This is a genomic window from Clostridium sp., from assembly GCF_051278035.1.
Taxonomy (GTDB): domain Bacteria; phylum Bacillota; class Clostridia; order Clostridiales; family Clostridiaceae; genus Clostridium_AD.
Genome location: NZ_JBNMNU010000147.1, coordinates 1 through 10,754, shown reverse-complemented (window position 1 = coordinate 10,754; position 10,754 = coordinate 1). Strand labels below are relative to the sequence as shown.

The 10,754-nt window shown below is 31.6% G+C and carries 17 protein-coding genes; 6 read left to right on the top strand and 11 right to left on the bottom strand.

Annotated features, from left to right (window positions below; genetic code table 11):
- The first annotated feature begins 274 nt into the window (after positions 1-274).
- The 6 genes from ACJAX4_RS18125 to ACJAX4_RS18100 all read left to right on the top strand — a co-directional run bounded on the left by ACJAX4_RS18125 (position 275) and on the right by ACJAX4_RS18100 (position 3,495).
- Positions 275-697, top strand: a complete 423-nt coding sequence (locus ACJAX4_RS18125) for a nickel-dependent hydrogenase large subunit (RefSeq protein WP_435790851.1) — start codon at positions 275-277, stop codon at positions 695-697.
- On the top strand, positions 685-1,431 hold the full coding sequence (locus ACJAX4_RS18120; protein WP_435790854.1) for a nickel-dependent hydrogenase large subunit: 747 nt from the start codon (positions 685-687) through the stop codon (positions 1,429-1,431). The genes ACJAX4_RS18125 and ACJAX4_RS18120 overlap by 13 nt, the downstream gene beginning before the upstream one ends.
- Before the next feature lie 3 nt (positions 1,432-1,434).
- A complete protein-coding gene (gene hypA / locus ACJAX4_RS18115) occupies positions 1,435-1,776 on the top strand; it encodes a hydrogenase maturation nickel metallochaperone HypA (protein WP_435790850.1) in 342 nt (113 codons plus the stop codon).
- A gap of 4 nt (positions 1,777-1,780) precedes the next feature.
- Positions 1,781-2,461, top strand: coding sequence for a hydrogenase nickel incorporation protein HypB (gene hypB / locus ACJAX4_RS18110; RefSeq protein ID WP_435790849.1), 681 nt, complete (start codon positions 1,781-1,783; stop codon positions 2,459-2,461).
- Positions 2,454-2,888, top strand: coding sequence for a hydrogenase maturation protease (locus ACJAX4_RS18105; RefSeq protein WP_435790848.1), 435 nt, complete (start codon positions 2,454-2,456; stop codon positions 2,886-2,888). The genes hypB and ACJAX4_RS18105 overlap by 8 nt, the downstream gene beginning before the upstream one ends.
- Positions 2,889-3,126: 238 nt before the next feature.
- On the top strand, positions 3,127-3,495 hold the full coding sequence (locus ACJAX4_RS18100; protein WP_435790847.1) for a YraN family protein: 369 nt from the start codon (positions 3,127-3,129) through the stop codon (positions 3,493-3,495).
- On the opposite strand, the gene ACJAX4_RS18095 is transcribed toward ACJAX4_RS18100, so the two are convergent.
- The 11 genes from ACJAX4_RS18095 to ftsY all read right to left on the bottom strand — a co-directional run.
- Entirely contained in the window at positions 3,490-4,299 is an 810-nt protein-coding gene (locus tag ACJAX4_RS18095; protein ID WP_435790853.1) for a ribonuclease HII, read from the bottom strand. The two genes, ACJAX4_RS18100 and ACJAX4_RS18095, sit on opposite strands and share 6 nt — an antisense overlap.
- 181 nt (positions 4,300-4,480) lie before the next feature.
- Positions 4,481-5,332: a ribosome biogenesis GTPase YlqF gene (gene ylqF / locus ACJAX4_RS18090; RefSeq protein ID WP_435790852.1), complete on the bottom strand. Its 852-nt coding sequence runs from the start codon at positions 5,330-5,332 to the stop codon at positions 4,481-4,483.
- 8 nt (positions 5,333-5,340) lie between these two features.
- Entirely contained in the window at positions 5,341-5,853 is a 513-nt protein-coding gene (gene lepB, locus ACJAX4_RS18085) for a signal peptidase I (protein WP_435790846.1), read from the bottom strand.
- Between the two features lie 60 nt (positions 5,854-5,913).
- A complete protein-coding gene (gene rplS / locus ACJAX4_RS18080) occupies positions 5,914-6,264 on the bottom strand; it encodes a 50S ribosomal protein L19 (RefSeq protein ID WP_435790845.1) in 351 nt (116 codons plus the stop codon).
- A gap of 111 nt (positions 6,265-6,375) precedes the next feature.
- On the bottom strand, positions 6,376-7,104 hold the full coding sequence (trmD, locus tag ACJAX4_RS18075) for a tRNA (guanosine(37)-N1)-methyltransferase TrmD (RefSeq protein ID WP_435790844.1): 729 nt from the start codon (positions 7,102-7,104) through the stop codon (positions 6,376-6,378).
- Positions 7,101-7,592, bottom strand: a complete 492-nt coding sequence (gene rimM / locus ACJAX4_RS18070) for a ribosome maturation factor RimM (protein ID WP_435790843.1) — start codon at positions 7,590-7,592, stop codon at positions 7,101-7,103. The genes trmD and rimM overlap by 4 nt, the downstream gene beginning before the upstream one ends.
- 58 nt (positions 7,593-7,650) lie before the next feature.
- Positions 7,651-7,878, bottom strand: a complete 228-nt coding sequence (locus ACJAX4_RS18065) for a KH domain-containing protein (protein ID WP_435790842.1) — start codon at positions 7,876-7,878, stop codon at positions 7,651-7,653.
- 34 nt (positions 7,879-7,912) lie between these two features.
- The gene (gene rpsP, locus ACJAX4_RS18060) at positions 7,913-8,155 is read right to left on the bottom strand and encodes a 30S ribosomal protein S16 (protein WP_435790841.1); all 243 of its coding nucleotides are present in this window, start codon (positions 8,153-8,155) and stop codon (positions 7,913-7,915) included.
- Positions 8,156-8,205: 50 nt separating this feature from the next.
- A complete protein-coding gene (gene ffh / locus ACJAX4_RS18055) occupies positions 8,206-9,555 on the bottom strand; it encodes a signal recognition particle protein (protein ID WP_435790840.1) in 1,350 nt (449 codons plus the stop codon).
- A 10-nt stretch (positions 9,556-9,565) separates the two neighbouring features.
- Positions 9,566-9,913, bottom strand: coding sequence for a putative DNA-binding protein (locus tag ACJAX4_RS18050; RefSeq protein WP_435790839.1), 348 nt, complete (start codon positions 9,911-9,913; stop codon positions 9,566-9,568).
- Positions 9,914-10,021: 108 nt separating this feature from the next.
- On the bottom strand, positions 10,022-10,754 hold a 733-nt coding region (ftsY, locus tag ACJAX4_RS18045), incomplete at its 5' end, for a signal recognition particle-docking protein FtsY (RefSeq protein ID WP_435790838.1).

Genomic DNA, 10,754 nt, shown 5'->3' with positions numbered 1-10,754 from the left:
ATTCATCTAGATGCAAGAATTAAGGTTTCAGGTTTTAGTATTTTAATTTTATTATAGTAGCTGTTTGATAATTAAATATTTTTTTAAAAAGTTCCTGAATCTTGTAGGCTTGTTTGCTATGCCTATTTTTATTCCTAACTACTCTCTGAACATAAAATTTATAGCGCTATAATGATTCTATACAAATTTAAGTTTTACATATTAGTTTCCGTGACTACTCAGCATATATTTCACCGAAAGAATCTGTGGTATATGCTCCACTTCCCATGCTATTGTGGCTAGTTTTGCACTAGAAGATGCATTAAAAATAACACCTAAAGATAATGACGTTAAAATTAGAAATTTTATGCACGGTTGTGACTTTTTGCAAAATGCCATAAGACAAACTTGCCTTTATGTTTTTCCTGATTTTGTAAATATAAATCCATCTGAACCCTCATTAAACTCAGGCTTTAGACTTGACAAAAAAAGCACAGAAAAACTGAGGGAAGATTATATTAATGCACTTAAATTCAGCCGTATCACTCATGATATGTTAGCTATTTTAGGTGGGAAAGCACCCCATACTCATGGTGTTTTTGTTGGTGGCACTACTGCAAATATAACTGCATCTACAGTAATAAGGCTTAAATCTATGCTTTTGGGCGTACATGAATTTATCTCTAAAGACATGGCCAACGCTATATATATTATTTAAAATATTACAATGAATATTTTAAACTTGGCAAAGAAACAGATAACCTTTTAACTTTCGGGCTATTTAGTGATTTGCAAGCTAAAGACTTAGTATATGTCAATCCTTCTGTATCTATTAATGGGGTAAAATCAAATCTAGATATGAGTAAAATATCGGAAAGCGTATATTCTTCTTGGTATAGTGATGGGAAAGTAGATTTAAATAAACCTAATGCATATACCTTTATAAAAGCTCCAAGATATGAAGGAGCCGTTGTTCAAGTAGGTCCTATAGCTCGTATGATTTTGTCTGGTAATTATGAAAATAAAATATCTACTATGGATAGATTAATTACTCGTGTACTAGAAGCAAAAATAATTAGTGAAACTATGCTTAAGCTATTAGATTCTATTCTACCTATTAATACTTCTCAAGAGCAATATATTGTACCCAAAACTGCAAAGGGGATAGGAGCTGTTGATGCCACTCGTGGTGCTTTAGCTCACTTTATTTCAATAGAAAATAGTGTTATAGAAAACTATGATATAATAACCCCTTCTGCTTGGAACCTTTCTCCAATAGATGAGCACTCAAAGCCAGGAGCCTTAGAAAAGGCTTTAATTGGCACTCATATAGAAAACATAAAAGATCCTGTTGAAATAGGACGTATAGTCCGTTCCTTTGATCCATGTGTATCTTGTGCTACCCATGTAGTTACAGAGCATAATGAACCTTTTTATATGGAGATAATATAAATTATGCATGAATTATCAATAATGGAAAATACCATGAAGATAATTTTAGAAAAAGCTAATGAGAATAAATTAAAAATAGTAACAAAAGTTACTCTAAAAATAGGTGAACTCTGCGGCGTTATGGATGATTCACTAAATTTTGCTTTTGAGATATGCCGTAAAGATACTTTGGCTTTCGGCGCTGAACTTTGCATTGATAAAATAAATGCTATAGCATTTTGTGAATGTTGCTTGATTAAGTATAAAATAGAACATTATCATAAGTTATGCCCGCTTTGCCAAAAACCATCATTTAAAATTATAAATGGTTATGAAATGTATATAGACTTAATTGAAGGAGATTAAAATTATGAGTGAAATAAAAATACTGGTGGATATGTTAAATACTAACGATGAAGTAGCATTAGAAAATAAAGAACAGTTTGATTCTTTAAATACATTTGTTATTAACTTAATGAGTTCGCCTGGCTCTGGTAAAACATCTATACTTGAAAGATTAATACAAAAACTTAAACCTCATTTTAATTTAGCAGTAATAGAGGGTGATATTTATACTACAAAAGATGCAGAAAGAATTGAAGCACAGGGCATCCCAGTAGTTCAAATTAACACTGCCGGTGCTTGCCATTTAGATGGAAATATGATTAATAGAGCATTACTTAATTTTGATTTAAGAACACTCGACCTTATAATAATTGAAAATGTAGGAAATTTAGTGTGCCCTGCTGAATTTTCCGTTGGAGAAGATATAAAACTTTCTGTCCTTAGTGTTAGTGAAGGTAATGATAAGCCTTTAAAATATCCATTAATGTTTGAAAGAAGTGCTGCAGTGATTTTAAATAAAACAGATTTAATCCCTTACACTAATTTTAATAAATCAGAATTTTATGTTGATATTAAAAGTGTTAATCCGCGTATTGAAGTTTTTGAAACCTCCTGCACTAAGAATGAAGGCATGGATGCCTTAAGTAAATATGTTATTGATATAGTGAATCATAAAAAATCTAATCACAAAAATAATTATGAATAAAAAAGTTATAGCCCTTGGCAATAGGCTAATGATGGATGATAAAATTGCATTATTAGTCTCTGAAAATTTACTAAAGGTATTTACGGATAATAATATTGAAGTAATTATTGGTGAAACAGATGTTGACTATTGTTTATCTAAATTAAATTGTGAAGATGAGTTTTATATTATTGACTCCACTTATTTTGGAGATGTAGCCGGAACCATAACGACAAGGCCCTTAAGTGATATAAAAAAAGCTTATAAATACCAAAAACAAGCTCATTCACTAAATTTGTTAGATTTAATTAACATCTATAATATTAATGTTAAAGGTTATTTTATTGGAATTGAAATACAATCAATAGAAATAGGTTATGATATAAGTGATGAGCTGCAGGTGAATTTTCAGTCTATCTGCAGTGAAATACTTAAATTCATAGTTTAAAACTATACAATGGTGAATTGGTGTAAATACTATCAGTTGCATGTTATTGTTGAAACAGGGGCAAATTTGGGCGTGATATGGCGCTTATATTAGTTTTGATTTTTTGTTAAGTCATAAATATAACTATTTAGACAGAATAATGTATGTTTTGATATTATTTTGATTTTAATTTTCATTTTTTGCTAATTTAATATAAGTCATATACAAATTATAGATGTTTATGGAAGGATGTTTTTGAATGAAAGCACACAACAAAGATATTGGTGCACTTGGTGAGGATATAGCAGAAACTCATTTAAAAAATGTGGGATACGTGATTAAAGACAAAAATTTCAGATGTAAATGTGGAGAAATAGACTTAATAGCCGTAAATAATGATTATATTTGCTTTATAGAAGTGAAAACCAGATATGGTACAAAATTTGGGTTTCCGGCAGAGTCAGTCAATTATGCTAAGCAGAAAAAAATCTACAAAACAGCGCAGGTATACATTTCCTACAAAAATATTGCTGACTCTAATTTTAGATTTGATGTTATAGAAGTTCTACTAAATAACGATAACAATGATTTTTTAGTTAATCATATCGAAGACGCTTTTCAATTATAATTCTAATATGTTTTTAAGGAAACTTTTTCTATGTATTGGGATAGCACCATATTTTTTTATTGCACTAACATGCTGCTCTGTACCATAACCAACATTTTTATCAAACCCATAATTCGGATATTCATTATTATACTGTAACATCAGTTCATCTCTATATACCTTTGCGATAATAGAAGCGCAAGCTATGCTTATACTTTTTGTATCGCCTTTTATTGCAAACTCATTTAAACCCACATAATTTTTGATTTTATATCCATCAGATAGAACTATATCTGGTTTAATGGAAACTTCATTACAGCAATCTAAAAACACTTGATTATTACACCACCCAATACCCTTTTCATCAATCTGGTTATTATCAATAGCAATAATTTTATAGGCTAAAGCCTTTTCTTTAATAATCTTGGATAATTCGGATCGAACAGAGATTGATAATTTTTTGGAATCGTTAGCTCTAAGAATTAAATCTTTATCGTCCTTTATATTTAAATCTAATATTACGGCTGCTGCCACTATTGGTCCTGCTAGCGGCCCCCTACCAACCTCATCCACTCCTGCTAAATATTTATGATTTCCGAAACTTCTATCAAAGTCATACATTTTTTTTACTCTCTGAATCTCTTTTTCTTTGTTCTCGAACATTTTAAACATTTTACTGCCTAATTTTTGTACAGTTTTTCTATTGTCATTCAAAAGCATATTCATCAGACTTTTCATATCATTATCTGACCTATCATTTTTCGTATTTTCTATTGTTTTTATATGTTCACATATTTCTTTATAATTCATATTTAAAAAATCCATGTGTTTCTCCATAATATTTTCTCCTTAATACTCCATAATTTTTATTAATAATTTTTATTAATTTATAAATAAAAGCAACCTTCTGGTATTTGTCTTAGAACCCAATTATTAATTGTTATCTATCCACAATCAGAAAGTTGCTTATTTAATAAAACTAAAAACTACATATGATTATATACACTTAATAATCGTCTGGTCTTTCTAGGGATATAGAACCTAATTTCCCACCTCTAAATTCATCTAAAAGCATAACTGCTATTCTATTATAGTCAATGTTGCCACCAGAAATTACAGCCCCTCTTTTCTTCCCTATATTGTCCATATTATCTATAGCTTCTTCCATAATTTCTGGAAGTTTATATCTTTCCATTAATCTTTGTGGATTAACAACTTGAAGCCTTTCTACTAGTCTAAGAGCTAATTCCTCTATATCCATAACTTCATCTTTTATGGCTCCTGTAAAGGCCAAATTAAGTCCAACAACTTGATCTTCAAATTTAGGCCATAACACTCCCGGAGTATCCATAAGTTCTATTCCGATGCTAGTCTTAATCCATTGCTTGCTTTTTGTAACACCGGGTTTATCACCAGTTTTAGCACTGTGGTTTTTAGCCAATTTATTTATCAAAGAAGATTTACCCACATTAGGTATACCAACTACCATAACTCGTGTAACTATATTAACCAATCCTTTTTTTCTTTGCCTATCTTGCTTTTCTTTTAATAATTCATCAAGGGTAGTCTTTATACTTTTTAAACCCCCACCTGTAAGGCTATTTACAGATAATGGTTTTACCGTATCAGTTGTAAGTTTTTGTATCCATTCTTTAGTTACTTTATCTTCAGCTAAATCACTTTTGTTTAATAAAATAACTCTTGGCTTATCTTTGCAGATCTCGTCAATTTGTGGATTTGCACTTGAGTTTACAATTCTTGCATCTCTCATTTCTATTACGGCGTCAACAAGTTTTAAACTCTCTTGAATTTGTCTTCTAGTCTTAGCCATATGTCCTGGAAACCAATTTATGGTCATGCTCATACTTATCGTATCCTTCCCATTTTATTGAATGGATAAAGCTTTATAACTGCTTTTCCTTCTATAAGATTGAGTTTTACAAACCCAATATCACCACTACGTGAATCACTGCTGAAATTTCTATTATCCCCTAGAACAAAAACCGTATCTAATGGCACCTGAATTTCATCATAGTCACTCATATAATCTTCATTTATATAGTATTCACTTATAGTTTTACCATTTATATATAATATATTATCACTTATTTTAACCGTGTCACCAGCAACTGCTATAACTCTTTTTATTATTCTTTCTCTTATATCAGCTGGATATCTTATTACTACAATATCATTTCGCTTAGGGGACACTATTCTATATGATACTCTTTCAAGTATTAATTTATCATTGCTTTGCAAAGTAGGAACCATAGATTTACCATTTACTGTTACTACTTGAAATGAAAAATTTATGATGAATACAGCACTTACAAGTAAAATCACTATGTATTTTACTGATTCCGAAATTTTCCTTGTCATATATGCACCTACTTAAAAATTCACTAAAATACAAAAAGGGACTTTTCAGTCCCAATTTCGTTATTTTCTCATTCTTTCTTTAACTTTTGCAGACTTACCAACTCTATCTCTTAAGTAGAATAGCTTAGCTCTTCTAACTCTACCAAGTCTTACAATTTCAATTTTTTCAATTACTGGAGCGTTTACTGGGAATGTTTTTTCAACACCAACACCAGATGCAACTCTTCTCACTGTGAAAGTTTCTCTTAAACCGCCGTGTTGTCTTTTAAGAACGGTTCCTTCGAATACTTGGACTCTCTCCTTGTTACCTTCACTAATTTTAATGTGAACTTTAACAGTATCACCCACACCAAAATCTGGTAAATCAGTTCTGATTTGTTCTTGTTCTATCGATCTTATAATATCTAACATGTGCATTCCCTCCTAATATTTTATTGTGACGTTCATGCCCATCAATATAGCAGAGGAGCGTCCGTACTAGCACAAAGTATATTCTATCATAACTATACATATATATCAACATTAAATACCTTTTATTTCATAAGCCTTGCTAAGTAATTTTTTATCTTCCTTCGTAAGTTCAAGTTTTAGAAACATATCTGGTCTTTTTTCTTTAGTTACTAAAAGCGACTGAGTTCTTCTCCACTTCCGTATATTTTCATGATGCCCAGAGGTCAATACTTCTGGAACCTTTTTACCTTCAAAACATTCCGGCCTTGTATATTGAGGATATTCAAGGAGTCCATCATAAAAAGATTCTTCAGTAAAGCTCTCACTACAAGATAACACACCCGGAATTAATCTACAAATACTATCCACTATAGGTATACATGCCATTTCTCCGCCTGTCAAAACATAATCTCCAAGTGAAATTTCCATATCTATATGTTCATAAATTCTCTCATCAATGCCTTCGTAGTGGCCACATAAAAATATCAATTCACTTTCCTTGCATAATGTTTTGGCCATCTCTTGCGTGAAAGTTTTACCTCTTGGTCCTAAAAATATAACCTTTCCACTATTATTTAATTTAACATCATTAATACAGTGAATAATGGGTTGAGTTTGCATTACCATACCTGCCCCACCGCCATAGGGATAATCATCTACTTTTTTATGTTTATTTAATGCATAGTCCCGAATATTGTGAGATGAGATATCCAGTATATTTTTCTCTATAGCTTTACCAATTATACTGCAATTAAATATATCAAACATTTCAGGAAACAGCGTTAAAATATCTATTTTCATTCTGACCAAACACTTACTGGCTTAATTATTATTTCACGTTTATTAATATCTATACTAACAACTATATCTTTAAGCACTGGAATGAGCACTTCTGTATTTCCTTTAACCCAATATACATCATTACCTGGTGTACTAAGTACGTCATATACTTTTCCAAGTTCTTCTCCATCCGTGTCAAAAACACTACAATCTATAAGATCAGCTATATAATAGCTACCCTCTTCAAGTGGAATCGCCTCTTCGCGACTAACCATAAGGACCTTGTTTCTGTAAGTATCCGCTTGCTCTATAGTCTCAATACCTTCAATTTTTAATATTACTTTATTTGATTGAAGTTTACATCCTTCAATTTTTCTGATTTCGCCATCAATGTAAACATTTTTTAATTTCTTGAATCTTTCAAGCGAATCTGTTAATGAAAAAACTTTAACCTCACCCTTTAACCCATGTGTTTTACCAATCTGACCCACGCTCATAAAATCTTCCACTTAAAATCCTCCTTGCAAATTGCTTATATTAAAATAAGAGTTAGGCAAAACCTAACTCTTACTTTATTTCAACAACTACTTTTTTATTTTCTTTTACAGCAGCTGCTTTTACAACAGTTCTAATAGCTTTAGCTATTCTACCTTGTTTACCAATAACTTTTCCCATATCCTCATTCGCCACAGATAATTCAAGAACTACCGTGTGCTCATGAGCTACCTCGTTCACTACTACCATTTCAGGTTTATCAACTAAAGACCTTGCCAATACATAAAGTAATTGTTTCATGGAATACTCCTCCATTCATTACTTAAAAACTTTTCTAGTTGACTGCTATTTTGTTAAGTAATCTTTTAACTGTATCAGATGGTTGTGCACCTTTTTTTATCCAACTAGCTGCTTTTTCAGTATCTATTTTAATAGTAGTTGGTTCTGTTGTTGGATTATAATATCCTATTTCTTCGATGAATTTTCCATCTCTAGGAGATCTTGAATCTGCAACTATAACTCTATAAAATGGAGAGTGTTTAGCACCCATTCTTTTTAATCTTATTTTAACTGCCACGTATATCACCTCCTTTAAATGTATATTTAGTTATAACCGAAGTTATATTATTAAAAAGGCATTTTACCAAACATACCTTTTTTACCAGGTTTTTGGGCTCCCTTTGCTTGTTTCATCATTTTTTTCATCATTTCAAAATCTTTTAATAGCTTATTTACTTGTTGCACCAAAGTGCCCGATCCATTAGCAATTCGCTTCTTTCTAGATGAAGAGCCCTTGATCAAACTAGGCTGTTTTTTTTCTGCAACAGTCATTGACCTTATTATAGCTTCAACTTTTCCCATCTCTTTTTCACTCTGAGATAAATCTACACCCTGTAAATCTTTTTTATTAGCACCTGGCATCATTTCAACTAATTTATTCAATGGTCCAAGTTTCTTTATTTGTTGCATTGAGGCTAAAAAGTCATCCAAATTAAATTCCTGAGACATCATTCTGTTTCCAAGTTCTTTTGCCTCATCCTCATTTATGGACTCCTGCGCTTTTTCGATTAATGAGAGTACATCACCCATACCAAGTATTCTTGAAGCCATTCTATCCGGGTAAAAAACTTCTAAATCGCTCATTTTTTCACCAACACCAACAAATTTTATTGATTTGCCAGTTATTGTTTTAATAGAAAGTGCAGCCCCACCTCTTGTATCTCCATCTAACTTAGTCAAGATCACACCAGTTATGTCTAGCTGTGAATTAAAGCTCTCAGCTACATTAACTGCATCCTGCCCGGTCATCGAGTCTACAACAAGCATTGTTTCACTTGGCTGCATGCACTCTTTTATATTTTGAAGTTCCTCCATTAGATTTTCATCTATATGAAGTCTTCCTGCCGTATCAATTATAATTATATTATTACCATTTTCCTTCGCAAAGGCTAAGGATGCTTTTGCGATATCTACAGGGTTTACCTTGTCTCCCATAGTAAACACTGGGACATCAATTTGTTTTCCTACTACCTGAAGCTGCTTAATTGCAGCTGGCCTATAAACATCACAGGCAACTAATAAAGGTTTTTTGTTTTTTCTTTTAAGTGAAAGCGCGAGTTTTCCGCCCATTGTCGTTTTACCGGCACCTTGAAGACCCACAAGCATTATAACTGTTATTCCATTTATAGAAAACTCTAATTTACTTTCTGAATTACCCATTAAACTTGTTAACTCATCATTAACAATTTTTATAACTTGTTGTCCAGGTGTTAAGCTTTGCATTACTCCATTGCCTAGACATTTTTCACTAACATTTTTCACAAAATCCTTAACTACTTTATAATTAACATCAGCTTCAAATAATGCTAGTTTTACTTCTCTCATAGCATCTTTGATATCTTTTTCAGAAAGCTTACCCTTACCTTTTAATTTTTTCATGGTATCTTGTAACTTAGAAGATAGTCCTTCAAAAGCCATAATAAACCTCCTAAATGTTCTCAATTATTTGGTTTTTTATATCATATATAATCCGATTCATTTTGTCATCTTCTATATTAATCTGTAATTTATCTAATTCTGCTATAATGTTTTCAGATATTTCTTTCATTTTATGGGCTTTATTTGATAAATTTAATTTTTGCTCATATACTAAAAGTAATTTTTCGCATGTTTTAATAGTATCATGAATAGCTTGCCTACTCGTCTTATTAATTTCTGCTATCTCTGATAGTGATAAATCATTATTAAAATACAAATCCATTATATCACTTTGCTTTTCAGTAAGTAATTCACTATAGAAATCAAATAATAAAGAAATTTCAAATCTTTTTTCCATTTCATCACCCTACTCACAAATAATATAATATCAGAGTTTATATGCGGTGTCAAGTAATTTTACTTAACAGCTTATTTATTTTATATAAGCGATATTTTGATTTGTATTTTAAAATAGTGCTTCTACAAATCCACGCGCATCAAATTCTTGTAAATCTTCTATACCTTCACCAATACCTATATATACAACAGGTATATTCAGTTGTTTTTTTATAGATATTACAATTCCACCTTTGGCGGTGCCATCTAACTTGGTTAGTATTATACCATCTATAGTACACACTTCCATAAATTGCTTTGCTTGTTGCACACCATTTTGCCCTGTTGTAGCGTCAAGTACTAAGAGCGTTTCCATATGAGCCTCACTGTACTCCCTTTTAATCACCCTATTTATTTTTGCCAGTTCATCCATGAGATTTTTTTTATTGTGAAGTCTACCTGCCGTATCGCAAATTAACACATCAACTTTTCTTGCTTTGGCTGCTTGAACAGCATCAAAAACCACAGCAGCAGGATCTGATCCTTCTTGCTGTTTTACGAGTTCCACACCTGCTCTATTGCCCCAAACATCTAGTTGGTCGATAGCAGCGGCTCTAAAAGTATCTGCTGCTGCAATCAGCACTTTATATTTTTCGTTTTTTAGCTTTGCCGCAATTTTACCAATACAAGTAGTTTTACCAACGCCATTAACACCAATTATGAGTAACACCTTAGGAATCTCTATATGTTTTACTTCCGCTTCGTCTTTAACTAATATAGTCATTATAACTTCTCTTAAACAAGGCAAGATTTCTGAAGGTTCCTTTATTTTATCATCCTTCACCTTTTTTTTAAGCTTTTCG

What these genes read in the sequence shown, in the direction of transcription:
- hypA (WP_435790850.1), top strand. Translation starts at nt 1,435, where the DNA reads ATGCATGAATTATCAATAATGGAAAATACCATGAAGATAATTTTAGAA.
- hypB (WP_435790849.1), top strand. Translation starts at nt 1,781, where the DNA reads ATGAGTGAAATAAAAATACTGGTGGATATGTTAAATACTAACGATGAA.
- ACJAX4_RS18105 (WP_435790848.1), top strand. Translation starts at nt 2,454, where the DNA reads ATGAATAAAAAAGTTATAGCCCTTGGCAATAGGCTAATGATGGATGAT.
- ACJAX4_RS18100 (WP_435790847.1), top strand. Translation starts at nt 3,127, where the DNA reads ATGAAAGCACACAACAAAGATATTGGTGCACTTGGTGAGGATATAGCA.
- ACJAX4_RS18095 (WP_435790853.1), bottom strand. Translation starts at nt 4,299, where the DNA reads ATGGATTTTTTAAATATGAATTATAAAGAAATATGTGAACATATAAAA.
- ylqF (WP_435790852.1), bottom strand. Translation starts at nt 5,332, where the DNA reads ATGACCATAAATTGGTTTCCAGGACATATGGCTAAGACTAGAAGACAA.
- lepB (WP_435790846.1), bottom strand. Translation starts at nt 5,853, where the DNA reads ATGACAAGGAAAATTTCGGAATCAGTAAAATACATAGTGATTTTACTT.
- rplS (WP_435790845.1), bottom strand. Translation starts at nt 6,264, where the DNA reads ATGTTAGATATTATAAGATCGATAGAACAAGAACAAATCAGAACTGAT.
- trmD (WP_435790844.1), bottom strand. Translation starts at nt 7,104, where the DNA reads ATGAAAATAGATATTTTAACGCTGTTTCCTGAAATGTTTGATATATTT.
- ACJAX4_RS18065 (WP_435790842.1), bottom strand. Translation starts at nt 7,878, where the DNA reads ATGAAACAATTACTTTATGTATTGGCAAGGTCTTTAGTTGATAAACCT.
- ffh (WP_435790840.1), bottom strand. Translation starts at nt 9,555, where the DNA reads ATGGCTTTTGAAGGACTATCTTCTAAGTTACAAGATACCATGAAAAAA.
- ACJAX4_RS18050 (WP_435790839.1), bottom strand. Translation starts at nt 9,913, where the DNA reads ATGGAAAAAAGATTTGAAATTTCTTTATTATTTGATTTCTATAGTGAA.